The sequence below is a fragment of the Aquabacterium sp. OR-4 genome (assembly GCF_025290835.2).
Classification (GTDB): Bacteria; Pseudomonadota; Gammaproteobacteria; order Burkholderiales; family Burkholderiaceae_C; genus Pseudaquabacterium.
Genome location: NZ_JAOCQD020000002.1, coordinates 1,965,819 through 1,991,767 on the forward strand (window position 1 = coordinate 1,965,819; position 25,949 = coordinate 1,991,767).

Annotated in this window: 20 protein-coding genes; 10 read left to right on the top strand and 10 right to left on the bottom strand. The window is 71.5% G+C overall.

Features of this window, described 5'->3' with window-relative positions; genetic code table 11:
- Positions 1–25: 25 nt before the first annotated feature.
- Positions 26–1,033 (top strand): NAD-dependent epimerase, encoded by a 1,008-nt coding sequence (locus N4G63_RS20875; RefSeq protein WP_260786968.1) that lies wholly within the window; start codon positions 26–28, stop codon positions 1,031–1,033.
- Between the two features lie 23 nt (positions 1,034–1,056).
- On the opposite strand, the gene N4G63_RS20880 is transcribed toward N4G63_RS20875, so the two are convergent.
- Positions 1,057–2,667 (bottom strand): acyl-CoA ligase (AMP-forming), exosortase A system-associated, encoded by a 1,611-nt coding sequence (locus tag N4G63_RS20880; RefSeq protein ID WP_260786967.1) that lies wholly within the window; start codon positions 2,665–2,667, stop codon positions 1,057–1,059.
- Positions 2,668–2,822: 155 nt separating this feature from the next.
- Between N4G63_RS20880 and N4G63_RS20885 the strand changes: the two genes are divergently transcribed.
- The 6 genes from N4G63_RS20885 to N4G63_RS20910 all read left to right on the top strand — a co-directional run bounded on the left by N4G63_RS20885 (position 2,823) and on the right by N4G63_RS20910 (position 11,330).
- Positions 2,823–3,074 carry an acyl carrier protein gene (locus tag N4G63_RS20885; RefSeq protein ID WP_260786966.1) on the top strand — a complete coding sequence of 84 codons (252 nt, stop codon included), beginning with the start codon at positions 2,823–2,825 and terminating at the stop codon, positions 3,072–3,074.
- Between the two features lie 250 nt (positions 3,075–3,324).
- Positions 3,325–5,016: an asparagine synthetase B family protein gene (locus N4G63_RS20890; RefSeq protein WP_510182767.1), complete on the top strand. Its 1,692-nt coding sequence runs from the start codon at positions 3,325–3,327 to the stop codon at positions 5,014–5,016.
- Between the two features lie 61 nt (positions 5,017–5,077).
- Positions 5,078–6,073, top strand: a complete 996-nt coding sequence (locus N4G63_RS20895) for a glycosyltransferase (protein ID WP_260786964.1) — start codon at positions 5,078–5,080, stop codon at positions 6,071–6,073.
- Positions 6,074–6,098: 25 nt separating this feature from the next.
- On the top strand, positions 6,099–7,856 hold the full coding sequence (locus N4G63_RS20900; RefSeq protein WP_314600151.1) for an asparagine synthetase B family protein: 1,758 nt from the start codon (positions 6,099–6,101) through the stop codon (positions 7,854–7,856).
- A gap of 31 nt (positions 7,857–7,887) precedes the next feature.
- Entirely contained in the window at positions 7,888–10,311 is a 2,424-nt protein-coding gene (locus N4G63_RS20905) for a glycosyltransferase family 4 protein (protein WP_314600152.1), read from the top strand.
- On the top strand, positions 10,311–11,330 hold the full coding sequence (locus N4G63_RS20910; RefSeq protein ID WP_260786961.1) for a glycosyltransferase family 2 protein: 1,020 nt from the start codon (positions 10,311–10,313) through the stop codon (positions 11,328–11,330). Before N4G63_RS20905 ends, N4G63_RS20910 begins: the two co-directional genes overlap by 1 nt.
- Positions 11,331–11,382: 52 nt before the next feature.
- Here N4G63_RS20910 and N4G63_RS20915 read toward each other — a convergent pair whose 3' ends face one another.
- A complete protein-coding gene (locus tag N4G63_RS20915) occupies positions 11,383–11,766 on the bottom strand; it encodes a hypothetical protein (protein WP_260786960.1) in 384 nt (127 codons plus the stop codon).
- Positions 11,767–11,924: 158 nt separating this feature from the next.
- On the opposite strand from N4G63_RS20915, the gene N4G63_RS20920 reads away from it, so the two are divergent.
- Genes N4G63_RS20920 through N4G63_RS20930 form a run of 3 tightly spaced genes read left to right on the top strand, consistent with a single transcriptional unit; the run spans position 11,925 to position 16,007 of the window.
- Positions 11,925–12,959, top strand: coding sequence for a glycosyltransferase family 2 protein (locus N4G63_RS20920; protein WP_260786959.1), 1,035 nt, complete (start codon positions 11,925–11,927; stop codon positions 12,957–12,959).
- A gap of 1 nt (position 12,960) precedes the next feature.
- Complete coding sequence (locus N4G63_RS20925; RefSeq protein WP_260786958.1) at positions 12,961–13,872, top strand: hypothetical protein; 912 nt, start codon at positions 12,961–12,963, stop codon at positions 13,870–13,872.
- Positions 13,869–16,007, top strand: a complete 2,139-nt coding sequence (locus N4G63_RS20930) for an acyltransferase family protein (protein WP_314600153.1) — start codon at positions 13,869–13,871, stop codon at positions 16,005–16,007. The genes N4G63_RS20925 and N4G63_RS20930 overlap by 4 nt, the downstream gene beginning before the upstream one ends.
- A gap of 62 nt (positions 16,008–16,069) precedes the next feature.
- Here N4G63_RS20930 and N4G63_RS20935 read toward each other — a convergent pair whose 3' ends face one another.
- The 8 genes from N4G63_RS20935 to N4G63_RS20970 are packed head-to-tail and all read right to left on the bottom strand — an operon-like array spanning position 16,070 to position 25,949.
- Complete coding sequence (locus N4G63_RS20935; RefSeq protein WP_314600154.1) at positions 16,070–17,830, bottom strand: hypothetical protein; 1,761 nt, start codon at positions 17,828–17,830, stop codon at positions 16,070–16,072.
- Positions 17,827–18,810, bottom strand: a complete 984-nt coding sequence (locus tag N4G63_RS20940; protein ID WP_314600155.1) for a hypothetical protein — start codon at positions 18,808–18,810, stop codon at positions 17,827–17,829. Before N4G63_RS20940 ends, N4G63_RS20935 begins: the two co-directional genes overlap by 4 nt.
- Before the next feature lie 25 nt (positions 18,811–18,835).
- Entirely contained in the window at positions 18,836–19,780 is a 945-nt protein-coding gene (locus tag N4G63_RS20945) for a glycosyltransferase (RefSeq protein ID WP_260786954.1), read from the bottom strand.
- Positions 19,777–20,607: a polysaccharide deacetylase family protein gene (locus N4G63_RS20950; protein ID WP_314600156.1), complete on the bottom strand. Its 831-nt coding sequence runs from the start codon at positions 20,605–20,607 to the stop codon at positions 19,777–19,779. The genes N4G63_RS20945 and N4G63_RS20950 overlap by 4 nt, the downstream gene beginning before the upstream one ends.
- Positions 20,607–21,548: a glycosyltransferase family 2 protein gene (locus tag N4G63_RS20955; protein WP_260786952.1), complete on the bottom strand. Its 942-nt coding sequence runs from the start codon at positions 21,546–21,548 to the stop codon at positions 20,607–20,609. The genes N4G63_RS20950 and N4G63_RS20955 overlap by 1 nt, the downstream gene beginning before the upstream one ends.
- A gap of 1 nt (position 21,549) precedes the next feature.
- The gene (locus tag N4G63_RS20960; protein WP_314600157.1) at positions 21,550–22,734 is read right to left on the bottom strand and encodes a glycosyltransferase family 4 protein; all 1,185 of its coding nucleotides are present in this window, start codon (positions 22,732–22,734) and stop codon (positions 21,550–21,552) included.
- Between the two features lie 7 nt (positions 22,735–22,741).
- Entirely contained in the window at positions 22,742–24,655 is a 1,914-nt protein-coding gene (locus tag N4G63_RS20965) for a hypothetical protein (RefSeq protein ID WP_314600158.1), read from the bottom strand.
- A gap of 4 nt (positions 24,656–24,659) precedes the next feature.
- Positions 24,660–25,949: an ABC transporter ATP-binding protein gene (locus N4G63_RS20970; protein ID WP_260786949.1), complete on the bottom strand. Its 1,290-nt coding sequence runs from the start codon at positions 25,947–25,949 to the stop codon at positions 24,660–24,662.

The window sequence follows — 25,949 nt, forward strand, 5'->3', positions numbered from 1 at the left end:
CGCGTCGCTTCAGCCTACGCCCACCATGCACATCCTGCTCACCGGCGCTGCCGGCTTCATCGGCTCGCACGTCGCCCGCATCCTGCTTGACCGCGGCGACACCGTCGTCGGCCTGGACAACCTGAATGCCTACTACGACCCGCAACTCAAGCACGACCGCCTGGCGCGCCTGACCGGCGACAAGGGCTTCAGCTTCGTCAAGCTCGATGTGGCCGACCGCCCGGGCATGGCCGCGCTGTTCCAGCGCGAGCGCTTCGACCGCGTGGTGCACCTGGCGGCACAGGCCGGTGTGCGCCACTCGCTGATCGACCCGCACGCCTACATCGACAGCAACGTGGTCGGTTTCACCAATATCCTGGAAGGCTGCCGCCACAGCGGCGTGCAGCACCTGGTGTATGCCTCGAGCTCCAGCGTCTACGGTGGCAACACCCAGATGCCGTTCTCCGAGCACCATGGCGTCGACCACCCGGTGAGCCTGTACGCGGCCACCAAGAAGGCCAACGAGCTGATGGCCCACACCTATAGCCATCTGTTCGCGCTGCCCACCACGGGCCTGCGCTTCTTCACGGTGTACGGCCCCTGGGGCCGGCCCGACATGGCGCTGTTCCTCTTCACCAAGGCCATCCTGGCCGGTGAGCCGATCCAGGTGTTCAACCACGGGAAGATGGTGCGCGACTTCACCTACGTGGACGACATCGCCACCGGCGTGGTGCACACGCTCGACCGTCCGCCCGAGGCCGATGCCGCGTACGACAAGGCGCAGGCCGACACCGCCAGCAGCTGGGCCCCGTACCGGGTGTTCAACATCGGCAACAACAACCCGGTGCAGCTGGTCGACTTCATCGCCGCCATCGAGCGCCACACCGGCAAGACCGCGATCAAGGAACTGCGCGACATCCAGCCCGGCGACGTGCCGGCCACCTTTGCCGACGTGTCGGAACTGGCGCGCTGGACTGGCTTTCACCCCGGCACCTCGATCGACGAGGGCGTGGGGCGCTTTGTGCGCTGGTACCGCGAGTACTACAAGGTCTGAGCCACCGTCGGCCACGCGCCAGATCAAGCCGCCGGAGGGTGGCGCTCGACCCATTGCGTGGCCAGCGCCTTGCGATCGATCTTGCCATTCGGATTGCGCGGCAGCGGCCCGGTCACCGACTCGACGCCATGCGGCACCATGTAGGCTGGCATGCGCAGCTTGCACTGCGCCAGCAAGGCGGGCACGTCGACCGCCTGGCCGCCAGCCGCTGGCGTGGCAATCACCTGGATGGCCTGGCCCAGCATCGGGTGGTCGACGCCAAAGGCGGCGCACTCGCCCACCATCTGGGTGGCGTAGAGCACCTCCTCCACCTCGGTGGGGCTGACCCGGTAGCCTGAGGTCTTCATCATCTCATCACGCCGACCGATGAAGTACAAGAACCCTTCGGCGTCGCGCCGCACCGTATCGCCCGAGAACACCGCGTACTCGGGCAGCTGCAGCCCCGGCTCGCGGCCGCCCGCGCCATTGGGCAAGGGTTTGTAGCGCTCGGCCGTCTTCTCGGGATCGTTCCAGTAGCCCTGACCGACCAGCGCGCCACGGTGCACCAGTTCACCGGGCTCATCGGGGCCGCACTCGGTGCCGTCCTCGCGCAGCACCAGGATCTCGGCGTTCGGGATGGCCTTGCCGATCGAGTCGGGGCGCCGATCCACCTCTTCGGGCGGCAGGTAGGTGGAGCGGAACGCTTCGGTCAGCCCGTACATCAGATAGGGCCTGGACGCGGGCACACGCGCCCGCAGCTTGTCGAGCGTCTCGCGCGGCATGCGCCCCCCGGTGTTGGCAAAGTAGCGCAGGTGCTCGCCAATCTCGGCCGGCCATTCCAGCTGTGTCAGCTGGATGTACAGCGGCGGCACGGCCGTCAAACCGGTGACCCGATGCCTGACCATGGCCTTGAGCACGTCCCGCGGCAACAGGTAGTTCAGCAGAACCACGCGCGCGCCGGTGTGGAAGGCCGTGGTGAGCTGGCTGAAGCCTGCATCGAAGCTCAAGGGCAGCGCGGCCAGCAGGGTGTCGCCTGGTTGATTTTCAAGATAGCTGGCCACGCTTTTGGCGCCGGCCACCATGTTGCGGTGGCTCAGCACCACGCCCTTGGGCCGTCCGGTGGAACCACTGGTGTAGAGAATGGCGCAAACGTCCGTGTCGACAACCCGGTGGCCTGGCGCCGGCGGCGCCATGAGCAGGTCGCTCCATGGCAGCACGGCCGGGCCGTCGGCCCCGGCGGGCGGCGCGGTTGACGCATCGGTCAGCACGACATGGCGCAGCGACGGACAGCCGGCCAGCACCGGCGCCAGCAATGGCAGGCGCTCGGGCGACGTGACCAGCACCCGCACCTCGCAATCCCGCACGATGTAGGCCACCTGCTCCGGCTTGAGCAGGGGATTCATCGGAACCATCACCCCACCAGCGGCTGGCGCGGCAAAACTGGTCACCACCGTCTCCAGGCGCTTCTCCAGGTACACGCCCACGCGCTCGCCCCGACGCAAGCCCAGGCCCAGCAGGCCGCTGGCCGCAGCTTGAATGGCCAGCGCCAGCTCGGCATACCGCACCTGCTCGGCGCCGCAGATCAGGGCCTCGGCCTGCGCATTGCGTTCGGCGCTCATCAGCGGCAGTTCGTGGAGAAGGGTGCTGTCGCGCATGGAGGTTTCGCCCATCAAGTGAGTACCGGTAGAGAGGTGCTTTCCGCGCAATCTGACACTCGGTCAGCCTGGCAGGCGGTCAGCCGGAAGCTTCAGCCGAAGAGGGCGCCAAGACTAGAATTGAACGCCTTCTGTGATGCTGCGAGGAACCGTCCGTGAATCTTCAAGCCAATGTCCTGAGCGTTCTCGACGAAGCCCTCGCGCTGGACGGCCGCACGAGTGGCTTTGACGGCAATACCCCGCTGCTCGGAGCGCTGCCCGAGCTGGATTCGATGGCCATCGTCACCGTGATCAGTGCGCTCGAATCTCGTTTCGGCATCATGTTCGATGATGATGAGATCAGCGGTGAGACCTTTGCCACGGTCGACAGCCTAACAAATCTCATCGCATCCAAGCTCGACGCCTGAGCGGCCCCTGCCGGTCGAGTGACACGGCAGCTTGCCCGCTCGCCGGGCGGGCAAATCGCGCCGCCAGCGGACTATTCGCACAGCCGCCGGCACGCTGCCGCAAGAAGCTCCCGTTACCATGCGGGCGCCCTGCCCAGACGCCATCGGACCGCATTCGCGCCGTTCGGGCGCCTGGCACAGGGCGGATGTCACCCAGCGGCCGGCGCCCGGCCCCCGCCCTGGTTTTGCCCGGCCCGCCCCACGATTGAGCATGACCCCCACTGAGTCCCCCGTGAGCCTGGCGCTTGGCCACCCGCAGTTCACCGATACCGGCATGGCCTCAGCGGCGCGCTCAAGTGGGGCCCTCGCCGCCTGGTGCGAGGGTGCTTCGCGGCTGGGCGCGGGTGCGGCAGCAGCCTCGATGCGGGGCCAGTTTGCCGTGGCGGGCACCCTGACCGACGGCAGCACGGCCCTGGCCGTCGACCGTTTTGCGATCCAGTCGCTGTGCTACCGCGTGATCAATGGCCAGCTGCATGTGGCCGAGCGTGCCGACACGCTGGCGGCCTTGCCGCCGGTGGCCGAGGTCGATCCGCAGTCACTGTTCGATTACCTGTATTTCCATGTCGTGCCCTCGCCGCGCACCGTGTTCCGCGGTGTGCAGCGGCTGCCGGCGGGGCATGTCGCGGTGTTCAGGAACGGCCAGCTCGCGGTGCAGCCCTACTGGGTGCCGCGCTTCGAAGAGACCCGCCAGCCCGACTTTGCGGCGCTGGCTGACGAGTTCCGCAGCACCGTCAAGGATGCCGTCGGCCGCCAGCTCGACGGCGGCAAGCCGGCCTGCTTTCTGAGTGGCGGCACCGACAGCTCCACGGTGGCCGGCATGATCGGTCTGGCCGCCGGCCGGCCCGCGGCCACCTACTCGATCGGCTTCGAGGCCGAGGGCTACGACGAGATGGCCTTTGCGCGCCTGGCCGCGCAGCGCTTCGGCACCGAGCACCACGAGTACTACGTGACGCCCGACGACCTGGTGCGCAGCATCCCCACGGTGGCCGCGCACTACGACCAGCCCTTCGGCAACTCGTCGGCGCTGCCGGCCTACTACTGCGCCAAGATGGCGCGCGAGGACGGCGTCACCCGGCTGCTGGCCGGCGATGGCGGCGACGAGCTGTTCGGCGGCAATGCGCGTTATGCCAAGCAGCGTGTGTTCGGCTGGTACGACGCGGTGCCCGCGCCGCTGCGCAGTGGCCTGCTCGAGCCGCTGCTCGAACGCACGCCGCTGGGCGGCCTGCCGCTGGCGCGCAAGGGGCGCAGCTATGTCGAGCAGGCCAAGGTGCCGCTGCCCGACCGCATGCAGATGTACAACCTGCTGCTGCGCCTGGGCATCCGCGACGTGTTCACCGCCGACTTCCTGTCGGGCGTCGATCTGGACGGCCCGCTGCACCAGCAGCAGGGCGTGTGGAACCTGGTGCGCGACGCCAGCGCGCTCAACCGCATGCTGGCCTTCGACTGGCGCTACACGCTGGCCGAGGCCGATCTGCCCAAGGTCTGCGGCACCACCGCGCTGGCCGGCGTGGCGGTGGGCTTTCCATTCCTCGACGAGGCGCTGGTCGACTTCTCGCTGCGCCTGCCCACCGCCTACAAGCTCAAGGGCCTGAAGCTGCGCTGGTTCTTCAAGGAGGCGCTGCGTGGCTTCCTGCCCGACGAGATCATCACCAAGAAGAAGCAGGGCTTCGGCCTGCCCTTCGGCGTGTGGGCCAACCGCCATGCGGGCCTCAAGCAGCTGGCCACGGATTCACTGCACAGCCTGGCTGGCCGCGGCATCGTGCGGCGCGAGTTCATCACCGCGCTGCTGGAACGCCACCTGGCGGAGCACCCCGGCTATTACGGCGAGATGGTGTGGATCCTGATGATGCTGGAGCAGTGGCTGCAGACCTGGGACGCCCGCCGCCACACTGCCGCGGCCTGAGCGTGGCGCAGCGCGTGATCGACGGCGGCGTAGCGCGCAGCGGCGCGAACAGGGGCAGGCGATGAAGGTCAGCGTCATCCTCACCGTGCTCAACGAAGGCCCGGGCATGGACGAGCTGCTCGACGCCCTGCTGGCCCAGAGCACGCCGCCCGACGAGATCGTGATCGTCGATGGCGGCTCGCGCGACGACACGCTGGCGCGCCTGCAGGCCTGGGCGGCGCGTGACGCACGCGTGAAGGTGCATGTGGCGCCGGGCGTCAACATCTCGCGCGGGCGCAACCTGGCCATCGGCCTGGCCAGTGGTGATGTGCTGGCGGTCACCGACGGCGGCTGCCGCCCCGATGTGCACTGGCTGGCCGCGCTGCTGCAGCCGCTGCGCGACGACCCCACGGTGGGCGCCGTGGGCGGCCGCTTCGTGCCGGTGGCGGCCAACCGCTTCGAGTTCTATGCCGGCCTGATGTCGGTGCCCGACCTGGGCGGCGAATTGCAGCGCGGCATGTTCTACGGCCGCTCGTCGGCTTTCCGGCGGGTGGTGTGGGAGCGCGTGGGCGGTTACCCCGAGTGGCTCTACACCGGCGAAGACACGCTGTTCGCCATCGCCGCCGGCAAGCTGGGCGGCCATGACGTGGTCTACGCGCCCGACTCGCTGCTGTCGTGGCGGCCGCGGCCCACGCTGCGCAAGCTGACCAAGATGTTCTACCTGTACGGCCGCGGCAATGGCCGCATCGCCAACGGCAACCTGAGCGGCAGCCTGTACTGGCTGCGCTACCACGCGCTGTTGGCGGTGGCGCTGCTGCTGTCGCCCTGGCAGCCCTGGCTGCTGCTGCTGGCCGCCGCCGCCGCGGCGCAGCTGGGCCGCACGCTGGTGGCCCCCAATCTGGCGCTGCTGCGCCATGCGCCGGGGGTGGCGGCCGACCGTTTCGTCCATGTGCCGCTGATCGCCATGGCCCGCAACCTGGCCACCAACCTGGGCTACCTGCGCGGCTGGGACGAACTGCGCCGCGGCGCCGACTTCAAGCAGCGGCTCGAGGCCTACCTGGCCGGCGGGCAGCGCTGAGGCCGCACCGGCCCCAGCCCCCGCCATGGCCGCCGCCAACGCCCACGCCACACCGCCGGGCGCCAGCCTGGCTGGCGTGCTGAGCGTCGGCGCGGGCCACGCCACACCGGCGGGCACCGACCCCGGCACGCTGAGCCAGTGCCACGGCCCGTGGGTGCACGATGGCGCCACCAGCCTGGGCGTGTGGGGCGACATCGTCAACCGCCACGCGCTGGCGCGCCAGCTCGGCCTGCCCGACGACACCGCCCTGCCCGCCCTGCTGCTGGCCGGCTGGCGGCGCTGGGGCCAGGCGCTGCCGGCCCAGCTGGACGGCGTGTACGCCCTGGCCCTGCGCGACGGGCCGCAACTGCGCCTGCTGCGCGATGGCTCGGGCCTGCAGAACCTGTTCTGCCTGGCCACCGCCGGGCGCATCGCCTTTGCGGCCAGCCTGCCCGAGCTGCGCGCCCTGCCGGGCGTGGGCAGCGCAGTCTCGCCGCCGGCCCTGCACGAGTACCTGCGCTTTCTCGACATCAGCGCGCCGCACTGCATGCTGCAAGATGCGCAGGCGGTGGATGCCGGCGAGTGGCTGCACTGGCAGGCCGGAGCGCTGCAGGCCGCGCCGGCATCGGTGCCCGCCATCCACACCGCCGAGGCAAGCTTCGACGCCGCCGTTGACGCGGTCGACCAGCGCCTGCAGGCCGCCGTGGCTGCCAGCCTGGCGGGTGCGCAGCGGCCGGTGGTGATGCTCAGCGGCGGCGTCGACTCGGCGCTGCTGGCCGCCATCGCCGCACGCCAGCGCCCCGATCTGGCAGCGCTGACCGTCGGCTTCGATGGCGACACCTTCGACGAGACGCCCACCGCGGCGCGCATCGCCGCGCACCTGGGCCTGCGCCACCAGGTGCTGCGCTTCAGCCATGCGCAGTACCTGGCCACGCTGGCGCGCGTGGCCCGGCACATCGAGCAGCCGATGGCCGACCCGGCCACGCTGGCCACGGTGCTGGCCTTCGACCACGCCCGCGCCCACCACGACCTGGCACTCGAAGGCAGCGGCGCCGACGAGATCGTGGGCCTGCTGCCGCCGCGCCATGTGCGCCTGGCGGTGGCCTGGGGCAGCCGGCTGCCAGCGGCCTGGCGCCAGCGCCTGCTGGGCCTGGTGCGCCGGGTGCCGGCGCTGGCCGGGCAGGCGCCGCTGCTCGACTTCGAGCATGCGGCCGAGACCCTGATCCGCTGGCGGGGCTTTCGACGCGCCGAGATCGAGGCCCTGTGCGGCGTGCCGGTGGATCTGGCCCAGACCCGCTTCTACCGCTGCTTCGACAGCTTCCCGCGGGCGGCGCACTTCGAGCGTTACAGTGCCTTGATGAACGTGATGCCCAGTGAACGGCTGAACCAGGGTGCGCGCATCAGCGGCCTGGCGCTGCGCTATCCGTTCTGGCAGCACGCGGTGGCCGGCCACATGCGCCAACTACGCCCCGATTTCCGCTATTTGCCGGGCCAGCCCAAGCGGATCCTGCGCGCAGTTCTGGCACGCTACGTGCCTCGCGCAATCTGGGACGCCCCGAAGCATGGTTTCGATTTTCCGCTGCAGGCATTTCTTGCCGCGAACGACCATGCCCTGGTCCGCCACCACCTGGCGGCGCCACGCTGGCAGCGCCTGGGCCTGCTGTCGGCCGATGGCGTTGACGCGCTGGGCCGGCGTTTTGTGGCGGGTGAGCGCACGCTGATGTTCCGCGTCTGGGCCCTGGTGATGCTGAGCGCCTGGCTGGCGCCCGACAGCGCGCTGCCCGAACCCGCCACCCCATCTTGACGCCCCGTTGCCCAGATTGCTGTCCGGCCGCATGAGTTCTCCCGACCGATCCGCCCCCACGCCGGCCCGTCCGGCCCGCATCCTGATGTACACGGCCTACTTCGCGCCCGAGTACAGCGGCGCGGCGCTGCAGGCCCTGACCCTGGCGCGCGAGCTGCGCGGCCGCGGCCACCAGGTCGAGTTCGTCACCAACCGCTGGCCGGGGCTGGATGCGCACTGCGAGGTCGACGGCTTCCAGGTGCAGCGCCTGCAGCCCGGGCGCATGCGCAAGCACCGCGAGTTCAGGCTGTGGTTCAACCTGGCGCGCTATGTGTGGTCGCGCCGGCACGACTTCGATGTGCTGCACAGCCACGGCGCCTACTTCACCAATGCCTTCATCGGCCCGCTGGCGCGGCTGGTGGGCATGAAGTCGCTGATCAAGGCCAGCCTGGCGCGCGACGACCTGCAGGGCCTGGGCCATCCGGTGGTGGGGCGCCTGCACCAGGCCATGCTGCGCAGCGTGGACGCCTGCGTGGCCATCAGCCACGATCTGGTGGAAGAGTTCCGCGTGGGCGGTCTGCCCTCGGCCCAGGTGCACCATGTGTCCAACGGGGTGGATACCGCGCGCTTCCAGGCCCTGCCGCCCGCCCAGCGCATGGCCAGCCGCCAGCAGCTGGGCCTGCCCGATGGCCGCCGCATCGCCCTGTTCGTGGGTGTGCTCGACCAGCGCAAGAACATCGCCTGGCTGGCCGAGCAGTGGGTCGCGCACCAGGGCTTCGGCACCGGCGCGCTGCTGCTGGCCGTGGGCCCGCAGGGCCGTGACGATGGCGACGGTGCGCTGCGCCGCCGCCTGGCCGCGCTGGCCGCGGCCCAGCCGCAGTGGTTTGTGCTGCACGACTTCCATGCCGACGTGCTGCCCTACTACCAGGCCGCCGATGTGCTGATCCTGCCCTCGTACAAGGAAGGCCTGCCCAACGTGGTGCTCGAGGCCATGGCCTGCGGCCTGCCCTGCGTGGCCGCCCGCACCAGCGGCAGCCGCGAGCTGATCGACGATGGCCGCACCGGCTGGACCTATGCGCCCGACCAGGTCGACGAACTGGCGGTGGCGGTGCAGCGCTGCCTGTCCGACGCCGCCCCGGCGCTCGGTGCCGCGGCCCGCCAGACGGCGCTGGAGCGCTACGCGATCGGTGCCGTGGCCACGCGCTACGAGGCCATCTACACCCGCCTGCTGGGTGCCGGTGCAGGTGCAGGTGCGGGCACCCGTGTGCTGTATGTCGAGAACGGCATTGGCTACGGCGGCGCCATCATCTGCCTGCGCCACCTGGTGCGCAACCTCGACCGCCAGCGCTTCGACCCGATGGTCATCACCGGCCTGGGCGACAGCAAGTACCAGGACATTGCCGGCGAAGCCAAGTGGCGGCACATCCCCGACCGCCGTGTCGACGTGGTCTCGATGAAGCGCCGGCTGGCCGCCGCCACCTGGCCCGATGCCGTGCCCGGCTTGCGCTGGGCCACCAACCAGGTGCTGGCGCGGCTGGACGATGTGTGCAACTTCCTGCCGTCGTTTCTGCAGACGCTGTGGACGGTGCTGCGCTTCCGGCCCGCGCTGATCCACGTCAACAACGAGCCGCTGTGCAACCGCGCCGCCATCCTGGCCGGCAAGCTGATGCGCGTGCCGGTGGTGGCCCATGTGCGCGGCGACCAGCAGGGCTCGCTGATGATGCATTCGTTCTTCAAGCTGCCCGACTACTTCATCGCCGTGTCGCGCTGGGTGTCTGACAGCATCGGCCGCATCGGCGTGCCCGAGCGCGCGCGCAGCTACATCTACGACGGCATCGAGCTCGACAAGCTCGACACCCAGGCCGATGGCCAGGCCTTCCGTGCCCGCCACGGCCTGCCGCCCCAGGCCTACGTGGTGGGCCTGGTGGGCCTGCTGATCCCGTGGAAGGGCCAGCGCCTGTTCTTCGAGGCGATGGACCGGCTGGCCGCGCGCCTGCCCGATGTGGTGTTTGCCATCGTCGGCGGCACGCCCGACGAATGCCAGTACTTCGAGGCCGAGCTGCGCCAGCTGGCCGAGCAGCCGCACCTCAAGGGCCGCGTGGTGTTCACCGGCCATGTCAGCCAGATGGCCCAGGTGTACAACGGGCTCGATGTGGTGCTCTCGGCCTCGACCTCGCCCGAGCCGCTGGGCACCATGATCATCGAGGCCATGACCATGGCCCGGCCGATCCTGGCACCCAACCACGGCGGCGCGGTGGAGATGATCGACCATGGCCGCACCGGCCTGCTGTTTGCCCCCGGTGACGCCGACGACCTGGCGGCCAAGATTGCCCAGGCCCATGACGACCCGGCGTTCAGCGCCGCGCTGGGCCAGGCGGCACGCGCCCAGGCGCTGCGCGTGTTCGCGATCAGCGAGCATGTGCGCCAGGTCGAAAGCGTCTATGCCCGGGTGCTGAGCCCGCAGCAGGTGTCGTGATGCGCGGCCACAGTGCACAGGCCGGCGCGTCACCCGGCGCAGCGCCCAGCGTCTCGGTGGTCATCCCCACCTACAACCGCGCGCGCTTCATCGGCGCGGCGGTGGCCAGCATCCGTGCCCAGACTTACGCCTGCGCCGAGATCGTCATCGTCGACGACGGCTCGCGCGACGACACCGCCGCCGTGGTGGCCGCGCTGGGCGAGGGCATCCGCTACATCCGCCAGGACAACGCCGGCCCGTCCGCCGCGCGCAACCGCGGCATCCAGGAGGCGCGCGGCGACCTGGTGGCCTTTCTCGACACCGACGACCGCTGGCTGCCCGACAAGCTGATGCTGCAGGTGCAGGCCATGCAGCGCGACCCGGCCATCGCCCTGGTGTGCGCCGACATGGCCATCGAGGACGGCGAGGGCCGCCGAATGGTCGACTCCAACTTTGCCAAGCGCGACATGCTGGCGATGTTCGAGCGCCTGGCCGGCGCCGCCATTCCCGAGGCCCCGCGCCTGCTGCTGAAGATCAACTTCATCAACACCAGCACCGTGCTGGCGCGGCGCGAGCTGCTGCAGTCGCTCGGCGGCTTCGACCGGCGGCTGCGCTATGGCGAGGATCTCGAGCTGTGGCTGCGCATCGCCGCGCGCCACGCCATCGCCTGCGTGCCCAGCGTGCAGGAGATCCGGGTTGAGCACGACACCAACGTCACCCGCTCGATCGAGCCGATGTTGAAGGGCTATGTGGACATGGCGCAGGTCATCCGCGACTGGGCGGGCGACCGCATGCTCGACTGGGGCGTGCACCCCGACGCCTACGTGGCCGCCTGCCAGGCCGACCTGGGCTACTGGTATTTCTCGGAGCAGCGCCTGCGCGAGGCGCGCCTGGCGCTGCGGCAGAGCTGGCGCACCCGGCCCAGCCGGCGCGCGGCGCTGTACGGCCTGGCGGCCAGCCTGCCCGGCCCGCTGGTGGCCCTGGGGCGGCGGCTGAAGTCGATGCCCGCCGGCGCGCGGGCCGGTCATGGCGCCGCCTGAGGCGCTGCGGGTGCGCGCCGTGGCGGCGACGCGGTGCGTGGCCCGCGGCCGCTCAGCGGATGGTGGCGGCCAGGAAGTCGGCCTCTTTGGCGGCCTTCTCGGCATCGGGCCGCAGCCAGCAGTTGGGCGGCATGTGGGTCAGCGTGTAGGCGAAGTTCTTGCGTGCGCTTTCCACGCGCTCGGCACGCTCCCAGCGCTGGGCGGTGGGCTTTTGCGCCCGCATCATGTCCACCAGGCCCGGGCAGAAGTGGTTCATGAACGCGCCGCAGCCCTGAATGGAATGCTGCGGGTCCTTGGCCAGTTCCTCGCTGAGGTACTGCGCATAGCAGTACTTGGGCAGCTTGGCGATCTCGGTCGCCGAGGTGTTGCCGCGGTACTTCTGCGCCACGGCCAGGTCGGGCAGCGCCACGGCGACCAGGGCCGCCAGCACCAGCATGCCCGCACGCCGGCGCAGCCCCCCCGAAGCGACGCCGCTGCGGCCTGGCAAACCATGTTGAACCTTCGACGTGGACAATCTCATCTTTCCAACCTGCAAGCCGGCCCCGGCATTCCTGAACGCGCCGGGCATGCTATCGGACGACAGCAGTACCTGCAATGAGCGCAACATCCTCCCGGCCGGCGCATGTCCCGGCGCCGTCACAGCCGAGGCCGCGCGTCTCGCTGCTGGTGGCCACGCACAACCGCCCTGCCCTGCTGCGCGAGGCCCTGGCCAGCGTGATGGCGCAAACCGTCTCCGACTGGGAGGTGGTGCTGGTCGACGACGGCTCCACCCCGCCGGCACGTATCGACGACCTGCCGGCCGAGCTGCAGGCGCGCATCCAGCTGGTGCGCCATGAGCAGCCGCGGCGCAGCGCGGCCGCCCGCAACACCGCGGTGCGCGCAGCGCGCGGCGAGGTGCTGGCCTTTCTCGATGACGACGACCTGCTGGCGCCCGACTTCCTGGCGCGCGCGCTGGGCGTGCTGGATCGCCACCCGGCCATCGAGGTGGTGTGCGTGGGCGTCTCGTGGTTCGGCCAGAACGCCGACTGGACCGAGAAGGACTGCATGCCCACCCTCGAGCGCACGCTGGCCGAGGCGCGCGGCACCGAGCTCGAGCGCGGCGTGCTGAGCTTCGGCCCTGATCTGCTGGATGCGCTGGTGCGCCGCGTGCCGATGGCCTTCCAGCAGCAGGTGGTGCGGCGCGAGGTGTTCGAGCGCATCGGCTTCTTCACCGAAGGCCGTGTGCTCGACCGCAGCGACTGGGGCATCCGCGCCGCCGCGTTTTCACGCGTGGCCTTGTGCCCCGAGGGCCTGTACCGCCAGCGCTGCGACGGCCAGAGCTATGCCTCGCGGCCCGAGCGCTTCCACGAGTTTCTGCTGGCCGGCGTGGACACCATGGAGACCCTGCTGGCCCGCCTGAAACACGAGCAGGCGCCGCAGCGCGCCATCGGCACGGTCAGCCGTGGCGCGGCCAAGAGCTGGTTCGACCTGGCCTACTGGTGCCGCCAGCAAGGCCGCTACCGCGAAGCCTGGCACGCCCTGCTGATGAGCGAACGCCGCGAGCCCAGCCTGCCGCGCCTGCGGCTGGCCGCCCGCATGACCGTCGACGGCCTGCAGTCTCTGGCCGGCCGGCCGCGCAAGGAAGACTGAGATGTTCCACAACCTCAAGGGCCAGCTTGGCCGCGAGCTGTTCAACCGCCGCTGTGCCGGCGTGCTCGAGACGCCGCCGGTGCGGCTGGACAGCGCACGCCCGGTGATGGTGCTGAGCCAGCTGCAGCACAAGGATGTGCTGATGTACCTGGTGGCGGTGAAGACCTTTGCCGCCCAGGTGCCGCTGGGCGCCGCGATGGTGCTCGACGACGGCTCGCTCGAGCCCGACGACCACGCCCTGCTGGCCCGCCACCTGCCCGGCGTGGTGATCGAGCCGATCACCGCCCACCGCTCGGCGCGCTGCCCCAGCGGCGGCACCTGGGAGCGGCTGCTGGGCATCGCCCGCCACTGCGCCGACCGCTACGTGATGCAGCTCGACGCCGACACGCTGACGCTGGATGCCCTGCCCGAGGTGGTGGCGGCCATTGCCGCCAACCGCTCGTTCGCGCTGGGCACCTGGGACGACCAGCGCAGCGAGACCTTTGCCGAGCGCGCCGCCGATGCGCGGCGCCTGAACACCGCCGCCCAGGTGCATGTGCAGGTGGCCGCCGAGCAGCACTTCGACCGCGACCCGGCCTGGGCCGGGCTGCGCTACATCCGCGGCTGCTCGGGCTTTGCCGGCTTTGCGCGCGGCGCCACCAGCGCCGGCTTCATCGAGGACTTCTCCGAGCGCATGAGCCGGCTGCTGGGCGAGCGCTGGCGCGAGTGGGGCTCGGAGCAGGTGATGTCGAACATCGCGCTGGCCAACAGCCCCGACGTGATGGTGCTGCCCCATCCGCGCTACTGCGACTGCCTGCACCGCGCCGAGCACAGCGCCTTCGTGCACTTCATCGGTGACTGCCGCTTCCAGGGCAGTGCCTATCGCGACGCTGCAGCGGCCCGCATCGGCCTGCTGGGCCGCACAGGCGCGTGAGCGCGCGGCTGGGCGCTGCCGGCCCCGTGCCGGCCACCGGCACCGACACCGCCACCCGCGAGACCGGCCAGCACGTGGCCGCCGTGGACGGCCTGCGCGCCGTGGCGGTGGCCGCGGTGATGCTGTACCACCTGCTGCCGCAGGCCCTGCCCGGCGGCTTTACCGGGGTGGACGTGTTCTTCGTCATCTCGGGCTACGTGGTCACCGCCTCGCTGGCCAACCGCGCGCCGGCCGGGCTGGGCCGCTACACGCTGGCGTTTTATGCGCGGCGGGTGCTGCGCATCCTGCCGGCGCTGCTGAGCTGCCTGCTGGCCACCGCGCTGCTGACCACGCTGTTCGTGCCCGATGCCTGGCTGAGCCAGGCCACGCGGCAGGTGGGGCTGTGGGCCTTTCTGGGCCTGAGCAACCACGCCCTGCTGTGGCACACCGACGGCTACTTCTCGCCGCGCGCCGAGTTCAACCCCTTCGTGCACACCTGGTCGCTGGCGGTGGAGGAGCAGTTCTACGTCGTCTTCCCGCTGGTGTTCTTTCTGTGGCTGCAGCGCGGCAGTGCGCGGCCGGCGCTGGCCTGGCTGGGCCGGCACGGCACGGCGCTGCTGTGGGCGGCCTCGCTGGCCTGGTGCGCCTGGGCCAGCAGCACGCGGCCCGACGAGGCCTTCTACCTGCTGCCCTCGCGCTTCTGGGAGCTGGCCACCGGCGCCCTGCTGCTGCAGTGGCAGCGCAGCGGCGTCCTGGCCCGCTGGCCCGGGCTGGGCCGCCATGGCGCACTGGGCGGTGCGCTGCTGGTGCTGGCCGGCCTGGCGGTGGTGAGCCACCAGCCGTTTCCGTTTCCGCAGGCGCTGCTGCCGGTGCTGGGCACGGCCTGGCTGATCCACGCGATGACCTGCGGCCAGCCGCCGGCGCGCTGGGGCCGCCCGGTGCAGGCCGCTTTGGCCCACCGCGCCACGGTGGCGGTGGGCAGGCTGTCGTACTCGCTGTACCTGTGGCACTGGCCGGTGTACGTGCTGCTGCGCTGGACCACCGGGCTCGAGTCACCCGCCACGCTGGCGCTGGCGCTGGTGGCCACGGTGGCCCTGGCCACGCTGTCGTACCACGCCATCGAGGTGCCGCTGCGCCGGCATCCGCGCGTGCTGGCGTTGCCGCAATGGCTGATCGTGGCCGCGGCGTTGCTGGCCGTGGCCCTGGCCTGGCAGCTGGCGCGCGAGGTCTTCCACCTGCGCCACCGCATCGGCTCGGTGGTCAACCGCGAGGCCACGCTGTGGTACCCCAGCGCCTGGGCGCCCGCGGCCGGCAGCGCGCGCCTGTGCACGGCGCAGGAGCGCTGGCGCGAGCTGCCGGCGGCCACGGTGCTGGAGCTGGGCTCGGCCGACTGCACGGCGCGCGCCGTGCCGACCCAGCTGTTCGTGATCGGCGACTCGCATGCCGGCGCCTACACCACGCTGCTGCGCCAGTGGGCCGATGCCAGCGCCATGACCGTGCGCCAGTACGGGCGCAGCGGCTGCTCGTTTGCCAACTTCTACAAGGCCACGCCGGCCGACGATGCACGCTGCCTGGCCTTTGCCGAGGCGGCCATGGCCGATGTCGAGCGCCTGGCCCGGCCCGGCGACGTGGTGCTGCTGGCCGCACTGCGCATGCCACGCATCGGCGGCCAGGACCGGCGCTACGACCTCGATGCCCTGCTGGCCGAGCAGCGCAGCCCCGCGGCCGCCACGCAGCGCGCCGCGGCCGAGCGCCAGGCCCTGGTGCAGGTGGAGCGGCTGCGCCAGCGCGGCCTGAAGATCGTGCTCGAGGCGCCCAAGCCGGTGCACCTGTCGCCGCCCTTTCGCTGCGCCGACTGGTTCAACCGCGGCAACCCGGTGTGCGCGCCGGGCTTCGAGGTGCCGCGCGACCTGTTGCTGGCCCTGCGCGCGCCGGTGCAGGCGGCGCTGGAGCGCGCCGTGCAGCAACCCGGCACCTGGCTCTGGGACCCGTTCGAGCCGCTGTGCCCCGATGCCCGCTGCCAGGCTTTCGATGCCCAGGGCCGGCCGCTGTTCTTTGACGGCGACCACCTCAGCGCGCATGCCAACCGGCTGCTGTTTCCCGGTTTTGCCAGCGTGATGGGCGCCGTGCAGCGCGGTGAGCGGCCGGCACCCTGAGGCCTGGTTGAGCGGCCACTGAGCGCCGGCCACGGCCGCGCAGCAGCGGGCTTCGCGCCGGCTCAGGCGGCCGGCTGTCGCTGCGCCAAGACCTCGGCCACCGCCTGGCGCAGCGCCGGGCCATCCACCTCGTAGTGGTTCAGGGTCTGGGCCCAGCGCCGCGTGTTGGCGCCGGTCACCTGCTCGATGTCGTGCACCTGGTCGGGCTGCAGGTAGCGCGGCGCCACGCCGCCGGCGCGCGACCAGAACGCGCAGTACTGGCCGATCGGGCCGCTGATGCCGCGCAGCACCAGGCTGCTGCCGTGCACCACGCCCGGGCAGTTGGCCAGCCAGCCCAGCTTGTTCTGCAGCGTGCCGTGCGTGGCCACATACACATCGGCCGCCTCGCTGAGCGCCACGCCGTCGAAGATCGACGCGCCGGCCAGCACCGTGACCGGCAGGCCGGCCGGCAGGCGGGCGCGGATCTCGGCCACCAGCTGCAGCTCGGCCGCGCGCATGCCGTCGAGCCAGCTGAACTTGTCGGTCGGCCGGCGCAGCCAGGGCACGGCCAGGCCGTCGATCACCAGCGCCATGCCGGGTTGCTGCTGGTGCAGCGCGCTGGCCAGCTCGGCAATGCCCTGGGCCTGCGAGGCCCAGGTGCGGGTGCCGGTGCGGATGGTGAACCACACCCGCGGCCCGCTGGCCGCACGCAGGCCGGCCAGCTGCTGGCGCGCGGTGTCGGAGCAATGCGCCAGCGCCACCCGGCGCAGGCGGCTGACCAGGTCGTCGTTGACCACCAGGCCGCCGGCGCGCACGATGAACCAGCCCTCGCGCACCGCGCGCAGCGGCAGATCGGCCGCCGACAGGTGCAGCACCGCGCCGGGCGCCAGCTCGGGAAAGATCTCCTCGATCGGGCCCAGCGGCTCGGCCGTGGCCGCCAGGCGCTCGAAGGCCGGCGCCGCCGGGTTGTTCGCCCTAATCGGCCCACCCGCCTCGTTCGCGCCATCGGCACCGTCAGCGCCACCCGAGGCCCGGCCCAGCAGCGCCTGCACGCCCGACAGGCTGTTCCAGAGGTGGTGGGCGAAGTGGTGGTGGTCCACCAGGGCCACGCGGGCATGGGGCGCGGCGGCGGGCTGCAGGTAGCGCGCCACATCGGCCCGGTGCTGCAGCATGAAGGCGCGCAGCTGGTCGAGCTCCCAGCGGCCCAGCCAGGCCCAGTCGCGGCTGCCAAGCAAGGCCACCAGCTGCTGCGCGGGGAAGTACCAGTACACCGGCTGGTAGCCCAGGCTCTCGCGGCCCACGGCCAGGTAGAACACCCGCTCGCCTTCGGTGAAGCGGTAGAACACCGAGGCCCCCGAGGCCGCCAGCAGCGAGTGCGCGCTGCGCAGCGGGCGACCGCTGCAGGGGCTGTCGAAGGCCAGCGCACCGGCCTGCAGCGCGTCGCGCTGGTAGCCGGCGTCGAAGATCTGCGGCGGCAGCAGGCCCGATCCGGCGCCGGCGGCCTTCAGGCGCCGGTCGCTGCGCTGGCCGCGCAGCACCGCCAGGTCGATGCCGGCCGCGGCCAGCGCGGCCGCATCGTGCGGCTGCAGCGCATCCAGATCGACCACGTGGTAGTCGCCCTCGGCCTCGAAGGCCTGGCGCAGCAGCGCCATGTCCAGCAGCGGCGCGGCCAGGCCGGCCGGGCGTGCCTGCACCTGGGCGCTGTGCATGCCGGCAGCCAGCCAGGCCAGGCGGCGCCGCTCCCAGGCCTGCCAGCGCGGGCTGCGCCGCAGCCACTGCACGCAGCGCTGGCGCAGTGCGCGTGCCACGCGCGGCAGCAGCGCGGGCAGGCCGGATGCCGTCACCGGCTGGCGGCGCCGAGTGCGCCCGAGGTGAGCAGCCGGTCGCAGAAGGCGAAAAACTCGTCGCCCACTTCGGCGGCCCAGGCCGGGTGGGCCTGGCGCAGCTGCGCTGCGGTGCCGGGGCCGTATTCGCGGGCGTAGCGGGCCTTCAGCGCCGGCATGTCGCAGACCTCGAGCGCACGGCGCCAGAAGTACACGCCGCGAAAGCGCCACAGGCCATCCACCTGGCGCGGGTTGGAGATGCCGCCCACGTGGAAGATCTCGCCACTGGGCGTGGGCGTGGCCGGAAAGTCGGCCAGGAAGTCGAAGCGCAGGCCCTCGGCCCGGCCCAGCATCATCAGCACGCGCAGGGTGTCGAAGTAATCCTTGTGCGCCTCGGGCAGGCGGCCCTCGCCAAAGCCCTCGCCCGCCAGCCGCTCGGCCACCGCGGGGCTCAGGTCGCGCCAACGCTTGGGATGGCAGCTGACGCCATGGCGCTGGCCCAGCCCGCGAATGGCCTCGCGGTTGAAGAACAGAAAGAAGGTCTCGGGCACCCGCAGGCCGCTTTGCGGATGCACGCGCGAGAACACCGCGTTCATCTGCACGCCGGGCGCCAGCCGGCGCATCGGCTCGAAGTGCGAGGCGTCGAGCACGAAGCAGTCGTAGTCGAGGATGCCGAAATCGCCCTGCAAGCCCTCGAACAGCAGATCGAGCACCTGGTCGTGCTCCATCATCGCGCCGCAATGCACCAGCGGCTGGCCGCCAAACAGCTGCTGCGCGAGCTTGACCTCCCAGGCCGGCAGGCCGTTGAGCACGATCAGCCGGTCCACCCCGGCCGGCACGCGCTGCAGCGCCAGCCAGGTGACATGCAGGCTGCCCGGCATGGCAATGATCACGAAGGGCCGGTCCAGCCGCTGCTGCTTCAGCGCGGCCAGAAACGATTTCAGCTGCCAATCACGCTGGCGCCAGCGCCACGCATTGCGCAGGCGGTTCACGAGACTCATCGCGGGTGTGTCCTCTTGCAAGCGTTCAGCCGCCCTGGCGCTGGCGCAGGCCGCGGATCAGGCCGAGGAAGTGCCAGACGATCATTTCCTGGCGGAAGGCCTCGTCGGCCGGCCGCAGCAGGTGCATCTTCAGGGTCAGGGCCGCGGCCCGCAGCAGCTGCGGAAACAGGTACAGCGGCACGCCCTGCCAGTGGCGCCCGCTGGGTGCCGGCCAGGCCGCGGCCTCGGCCTGGCTGCACTGGTAGCGCCAGCGGCGGAAGTAGCGCTTCTCGAGCCGGAAGGCCTCGACCTTGTGGCGCACTTTGGCCTGCGGAAAGTACATCACCTTGCCGCCATGCTCGACGATGCGCATCAGCACGTCGATCTCCTCGCCGCCGGCCAGTTTGTTGCCCATGCGGCCCAGCTGCGGATCGAACTGGCCCACCTCGCTGAACACGCGGCGGTGGAAGGCCAGGCTGGCGCCGAAGGGCATCTCGTCGTGGCGGCGCACCTCGCGCGGGCCGTCGGCGTCGGTCTTGACTGCCAGAAAACCGTAGAAGCGCTCGGTCAGCCAGCGTGGCGGCGTGGCCAGCCACAGCGGCGCGATGTAGCCGCCGGCCGCGCTGCAGCCATGCGTGCGCATGCCCTGCACCAGCAGCAGCAGCCAGTCGGGTGCGGGCAGCACGTCGTCGTCGGTGAACACCAGCCACTCGCCGCGCGCCGCGGCAATGGCGTGGTTGCGGGCATGCGACAGGCCCTGGCGCGCCTCGAACTCGTAGCGCACGCTCAGCTCGGGCCGGCTGGCCTGGAAGCGCTCGACCGTGGCCCGCGTGTCGTCGCGCGAGTTGTTGTCCACCACCACCAGCTCCCAGCGCCAGTCGGGCGGCACCTGCAGCGCGCCGATGGCCTGCAGCGTCTCGGCCAGCGATTCGCAGCGGTTGTAGGTGCAGACGATGACCGAGGCGTCCAGCCCCGGCAAGTTGTCGCTCACGGCGTGCCTCCTGCAGCATGGGGCCGCAGCCGCGCGGCCAGGCGGCGCCCGACGTAACGCAGCTGGTAGGCCAGCGATCCATCGTTGGTGCCCAGGTTGAGCTTGCGCCCGAAGCGTGCGGGCGTGTCGAAGCCGGTGATGTCGAGCCGGCGCACCGCCAGCGCCGGCCCGGCGGCGCGGTTGAAGCCCGGTTCGACGCTGAAGCCCAGCCGGTAGCCGGCCCGCGCCGCGGCCTGGCGCACGCGATCGTCGACGCCGCCATAGGGATAGGCGATGGCCTCGACCGCGGTGCCCAGCAGCTGCTGCAGCTCGGCACGCGAGCCGGCCAGCTCGTCGGCCAGGCGCTCGTCGTCCAGCTCGGTGAGCCGGGCGTGGTGGCGCGAATGGCTGTGGAACTCGATGCCGGCGGCCGCCATCTCGGCAATCTGCGCGGCCGAGAGCAGTGCATGGGCCGCGCCGCTGGCCTGCTGCTCGCGTGCCAGCCAGCCTTCGCGGCCGCCGATCAGCGCGCTGACCAGAAACACCGTGGCCGGCCAGCCGCGCCGCGCCAGCTGCGGCAGCACCTGGGCGTGCAGGCCGGCAAAGCCGTCGTCAAAGCTGATCAGCACGCTGCGCGGCGGCAGTGCGGCACCGTCGAGGTACCAGGCCATGAACGCGGCCAAGGTGCAGGGCTGCCAGCCGTGGGCGGCCAGCCAGTCGAGCTGGGCGGCAAACTGCGCGGTGCTGACCGCATAACGCCGCTCGGACGCGGCGAGCACGGGCTCGACGCGGTGGTACATCAGCACCGGCACGCGGTCGGCACGCGCGGGAGCAGCCGCTTGGACCATCACGCGCCCTCGCCGCCGCGCCGCTGCAGCAGGCGCTGGAACCACGGCGCCGGCAGCTGCGCGGCCATCAGCATGGGCAGGTCGCGCCAGCCCCAGGCGCCGGTGCGCAGGGCCTGGCGCAGCACCGGCTGGGCCTCGCCCAGGTCGCGGCGCCAGAACATCGAGCGGCCTTGCGCCATCAGCGCGCCATCGACCAGCTCGCGGCGCCGGCCGGCCGGCAGCGTGGCGGCCAGCGCCGGATGGGCCTGCACAAAGTCGCGCCGCACCTGCCAGGCATGCAGCACCTGGCGCGCCTTGGCCGCCGAGATCTGGCCGCTGCCATGCCAGCGGTAGAAGGCCATCACCTCGGGCACCCGCACCAGGTGCTGGGTGACGCCCAGCATGCGGATCCAGAAGTCGTAGTCCATCGACGAGAACATGCGCTCGGAGAAACCGCCCAGGCGCTGCACCACCGAGCGCCGCAGCACCGCCGCATGGATCGGCCAGGGGCAGTGGTGCAGAAAGTTCTCGACCGCGCCCTCGGCCAGGTAGTCGGGCGGCACGAAGGGCTCGCCGCGCGGGCCGGCAATGCCCACGTTCTGCCAGCCGCAGTAGGCCGCGTCGGCGCCGCTGGCCTGCAGCGCCGCCAGCATGGCGCTGCCGAAGTTCGGCGTCCACCAGTCGTCGGCATCGAGAAAGGCGATCCACTCGCCGCGCACCTGCTGCAGCGCCAGGTTGCGCGCCGGATAGGGGCCGATGCGCTGGGTGTGCAGCAGCGTCAGCCGGCCGGCATGGCGCTGCGCCAGGCGCTGCAGGATCTCGCCCGAGCCGTCGGTGGAGCCATCGTCCACCACCACCAGCTCGGCCGCGCCGCCGGCCTGCATCAAGGCGCTTTCGACCGCCTGCTCGACATAGGGCGCCGCGTTGAAGCAGGGCATCACCACCGACAACTGCACGCTCATCTCACACCCTGTCCTGGGCCACCGGCTGCCGCGTGGGCCGCGCGCTGGCGGCGCTGTACCACGGCAGGGCCTGGTCGACCACCTGGTCCCAGCCGAAGCGGCGCGCAAAAGCCTGGCAGTCGGCCGGGGCGATGCGCCACCGGCCCTGCAGAAACTCCGCCAGCGCGGCCGCGATGTCGGCCTCTTCAACGCCTTGGGTGAAGTGGCCCGAGACGCCCTCCTCCACCGCCTCGGCGGCGCCGGCCAGGCGCGCGGCCAGCGTGGGCACGCCCCAGGCATTGGCCTCGAGGTAGACGATGCCGAAGCCTTCGTGGCTGCCCGGGTTGATCGAGGCCACCAGCACGAACAGATCCGATTCGGACAGCACCTGCTGCATGGCCGGCTGCGACAGAAAGCCGGTGAAGCGCACCCGCCCGGCCAGGCCCAGCGACATCGCCAGCGCCTCCAGCTCGGGCCGCGCATCGCCGTCGCCCACGATGGTGTAGCGGAAGTCGTGCGTGGGCGCCAGGCGGGCCAGTGCGCGCAGCACGCGGTCCACGTTCTTGCGCCGCTCCGACAGGCGGCAGATGGTGACCAGATGCGGAACCGCACCGGCCGGCGCCGCCGCACGCGGCGGCAGCGTGAAGTAGCGCGCGCCCACACCGACCAGCGCGGTGCTGGTGTGCGGCGCGCACTCGGGAAAGCGCTCCAGGAACACCTGCTGCGTGTAGCGGCTGTTGGACAGGATGCGCGTGGCGCGCCGCAGCCCGGCGCGCATCAGCCGCGGCGTGCGCCAGGCGCCGATGCGCTGCTGTAGCGCCAGGCGCAGGCTGTTGACGCGCCAGGCCCCAGGCAGCGACGCGAGATCGGGCTCGCCCACCGGGATGTAGGGCCGCAGAAAATCATTGCCGTGGATCGACACCACGGTGGGCTGGCGGCGCAGTGCCACCCAGGCGTAGGCCGCGTTCATCACATGCCAGGCATCGGCCTGCAGATCGCGCATCTGCGCCCAGTCGGGGCCGGCGCGGCCGCTGAGCACGCCGCGCACCTCGGCGCCGGGCAGCTGGGCCTGCGCCTCCTGGCGGCGGCGGGTGAACACGGTGAGCCGGTGGCCGCGGCGCAGCAGCTCCTCGGCGAACTCGAGCGCATAGGTCTGCATGCCGCCGATCTCGGGCGGGAATTCCGGCGCGACGATTGCGATGTGCATGGTGTTTCTAGTGTGCCGCACGGCCCCACAGCCAGCCGCGCGCGGGCACCTGCGGCGGCACGGCCGCGCCTGCTGCCGGCACCGGCCGCCCGTCCGCGTCATGCCAGGCCAGTGCGGCCTGCGGCGGCCGGGCCCATTGCAGCGCCAGCGCCGCCTTGCCGGTGTTGACCACCAGCAGCTCGGGCGCGGCGCGCGTGCCCAGGTTGACGATGCGCAGCGCCGCGTCGGCCGGCTCGGGGCACGGCAGCTGCTGGCTGGCCGGCACGGCCTCTCCGTTGGCGCCCAGCACGCTGGGCGGCAGGCCCATGCCGGCGTCCTGCAGCAGCAGCACGGCCTCGGCCAGCCAGCGGCGGTACTTGGCCTCGGCGGGCATCAGCTGGCAGGCATGGCACAGCGCCTCGACCCAGAAGCCGACCGCGTAGCTGCGGTAGCCCAGCTCCATCCAGCGCTGCACCAGGCCGCTGGCGTGGGTGAAGTCCAGCGACTCGAGCAGCACCTGGCGCACCACGGCGTCGTCAAAGTGCCGCAGGTAGCGCACCAGGTCCATCAGATTGATGGCGTGGTAATCGAGCGCCCAGTGCAGCTGCGACAGGTCGCGGTCGATGTAGCCACCGGGCATCACGAAGCGCGGGTAGCGCGCCTTGATCTTGGGCAGCAGCGGGATCAGGCGCTGCCAGGTTAGGCGCTTGAGCGCGCGCTGCCACACCGGCAGGGCCATGGCGCGGTCGACCGGCAGGAAGGTCCAGCCGATCAGCGCGAACAGCGGTTTGTACAGCCACTCGGCCGGGCGCAGCGACAACACGGCCTGCGTGGCTTGGTGGGCCGACTGCAGCAGCGGCGCGTACTGCGCATCGCCGGTCAGCCTGGCATAGCGGGCCAGCGCCACCATGCCGTCGAGGTGCGAGTTGAGCACCAGCATGTTCGACTCGGCCTTGCCGAAGGCGCGGCTGGGCACCCAGCGCAGCGGGCTTTGGCGGATGGCGTCGAGCGAGTGCTCCAGCTCGTCGTGCAGCAGCCAGTGGCCGAAGGACAGCGGCACCGACTGCCGGGCCAGATAGGCCGCGGCGCGGCGCAGCGCCTGCTCGACGCGCGGCTCGGGCGCCTCGTCCAGCGCATCCATCATCAGGTGCATGGCACTGCAGTGCAGCCGGTAGTGCGACTCCATCAGCTGGGTCCACTCGCCGTGGCGGTAGCCGCCATCGTCGGACTGGCGCGCGAGCACCGCGTCCAGCACCTGGCGGCGCAGCGCCTGCAGCATGGCATCGCCGCTGGCCCGGGCCAGGCCCTGCAGCGTGAGGTGCAGCGCATGGCCGTCGTTCTCGGAGAACACGCGCCAGTCATTGGGCCAGGCCTTGCGGTTCTCGAACACCGTGCCGGCCACCAGGTGCTGGTAGACATCGGCCCGGCCCGCCACCACGGTGTGCGAGCCCAGCATGAACCAGCGCGAGCGCTCGAGCGTGCCGGCCTCGCGCCAGGCCATGGCCGCCGGCAGTTGCCACAGTGTCCATTCGATCTGCCGGCCCGGCGCCCGGATCGACAGGCTCAGGCCCTCGCCGGTGGCCTCGAAACGGTCGATCGGCAGTGGCTCCAGGGTCAGCAGGCGGCCCAGCGCATCCAGCTCGGCTGCGCGCGGCCAGTGCGGCGCCCAGTACGAAGGCGCGCCGGCCTCGGCGCGGCTCAGCACATGCCCGCCGCCAGGCGCCGCCGCCATGGCGCAGCCCGGCGGCAGGCGCAGCGTCAGGGCACCGCTGGCAGTGAGGGTGAGGCTGCGCGGCGCCTCGCCGGCCGGCACAACGAGCACGGCCGTGGTGCCACCCAGCTGGCGGCGGTGCCGCCCCGGGGCGAGCGATGCAAACTCGGCAAAGCAGGCCAGCAGATCGACGGCGGCCGCTGGCTGCGGCGCATCGGGCGCGACCGTCACGCTGTCAGCGCACATCCGCCAGACCCACGGCGGCCGCCACCGGATGGCCCTGCCCCGAGCCATCGAGTTGCCAGTGCGCGTCGGCACAGACGGTGCCGAGGCGCTCGGACACGGGCGCCACGCGCGACGAATCGATCTCGACCTGGAAGGTGGCCACGTTGTCGGCGCGGAAGATGGGCGAGTTGGCCGCGCCCGATTCCACCGAGAAGTGGATGGCATAGGCGCCCGGCGTCAGCGCCACGCCGGCCAGGCGGCAACGCAGGCGGGCACGGCCCGGCGCCACCGCGGGCACCGACATGCGGGTCTCGCTGCTGGTGACCGCGATGAAGAACAGGTCGGTGGTGTGGATGGCCATCGTGAACATCAGTTCCTCGAGCGGCCGGGTGGCTTCGAACTCGACCTCCACCACGACATCGTCACCCGACACCACCGTGCCTTCCAGCGTGGCCTGCCGGGTGCCGCCCACCTTCACGGTGATCACCTTGATCTCGCCCGAGGACTCGAAACGCCCGGCGGCGGCGGCCTTGCGGTCGGCCACGATCTTGGCGTTGTTCTGGTTCAGGAAGGCATCGCACACCGGCTTGGGGTCACCGTCCATCACCAGCTGACCGCGGTTGAGCATCAGCACCCGGTTGCACAGGCGCTCGACCTGGCGCAGGTTGTGGCTCACCAGCAGCAGCGTGCGGTCGCCCGAGCGCACGAAGCTGTCGATGCGGTCATAACACTTGCGCTGGAAGGCCAGATCGCCCACCGCCAGCACCTCGTCGACGATCAGCACCTCTGATTCCACGGCGGTGGCGATGGCAAAGGCCAGGCGGATCTGCATGCCCGAGCTGTAGCGCTTGACCGGCGTGTCGATGAACTTGTCCATCTCGGCAAAGTCGACGATCTCGTCGAACTTGCGCCGGATGTCGCGCCGGCCCATGCCCAGGATGGCGCCGTTGAGAAAGATGTTCTCGCGCCCGGTCATCTCGGACACCAGGCCGGCGCCCACCTCGATCAGCGGCGCCACGCGCCCATGCACGGCCACACGGCCGCGCGTGGCCTGGCTGATGCCGGCCAGGGTCTTGAGCAGCGTGCTCTTGCCGGCGCCGTTGTGGCCGATGATGCCCACCACCTCGCCCTGCTGGATGGAGAAGCTGACATCGTCGAGCGCCTTGAACAGCTGGCGCGGCGCCACCTCTTTGCCGCGCAGCCGCGCCAGGCCGTCGCGCAGGTTCTGGCCCAGTCCGCTGAGCTGGCCCAGGCGGAATTCCTTGGTGAGGTGCTCGACCTCGATGATGGGGGAGCTCAT

Bases quoted from the DNA above. Each gene is read 5' to 3' on its own strand.
- N4G63_RS20875 (WP_260786968.1), top strand. From the start codon at position 26: ATGCACATCCTGCTCACCGGCGCTGCCGGCTTCATCGGCTCGCACGTC.
- N4G63_RS20880 (WP_260786967.1), bottom strand. From the start codon at position 2,667: ATGCGCGACAGCACCCTTCTCCACGAACTGCCGCTGATGAGCGCCGAA.
- N4G63_RS20890 (WP_510182767.1), top strand. From the start codon at position 3,325: ATGACCCCCACTGAGTCCCCCGTGAGCCTGGCGCTTGGCCACCCGCAG.
- N4G63_RS20895 (WP_260786964.1), top strand. From the start codon at position 5,078: ATGAAGGTCAGCGTCATCCTCACCGTGCTCAACGAAGGCCCGGGCATG.
- N4G63_RS20900 (WP_314600151.1), top strand. From the start codon at position 6,099: ATGGCCGCCGCCAACGCCCACGCCACACCGCCGGGCGCCAGCCTGGCT.
- N4G63_RS20905 (WP_314600152.1), top strand. From the start codon at position 7,888: ATGAGTTCTCCCGACCGATCCGCCCCCACGCCGGCCCGTCCGGCCCGC.
- N4G63_RS20910 (WP_260786961.1), top strand. From the start codon at position 10,311: ATGCGCGGCCACAGTGCACAGGCCGGCGCGTCACCCGGCGCAGCGCCC.
- N4G63_RS20915 (WP_260786960.1), bottom strand. From the start codon at position 11,766: ATGCTGGTGCTGGCGGCCCTGGTCGCCGTGGCGCTGCCCGACCTGGCC.
- N4G63_RS20920 (WP_260786959.1), top strand. From the start codon at position 11,925: ATGAGCGCAACATCCTCCCGGCCGGCGCATGTCCCGGCGCCGTCACAG.
- N4G63_RS20925 (WP_260786958.1), top strand. From the start codon at position 12,961: ATGTTCCACAACCTCAAGGGCCAGCTTGGCCGCGAGCTGTTCAACCGC.
- N4G63_RS20940 (WP_314600155.1), bottom strand. From the start codon at position 18,810: ATGAGTCTCGTGAACCGCCTGCGCAATGCGTGGCGCTGGCGCCAGCGT.
- N4G63_RS20950 (WP_314600156.1), bottom strand. From the start codon at position 20,607: ATGGTCCAAGCGGCTGCTCCCGCGCGTGCCGACCGCGTGCCGGTGCTG.
- N4G63_RS20955 (WP_260786952.1), bottom strand. From the start codon at position 21,548: ATGAGCGTGCAGTTGTCGGTGGTGATGCCCTGCTTCAACGCGGCGCCC.
- N4G63_RS20960 (WP_314600157.1), bottom strand. From the start codon at position 22,734: ATGCACATCGCAATCGTCGCGCCGGAATTCCCGCCCGAGATCGGCGGC.
- N4G63_RS20970 (WP_260786949.1), bottom strand. From the start codon at position 25,949: ATGAGCTCCCCCATCATCGAGGTCGAGCACCTCACCAAGGAATTCCGC.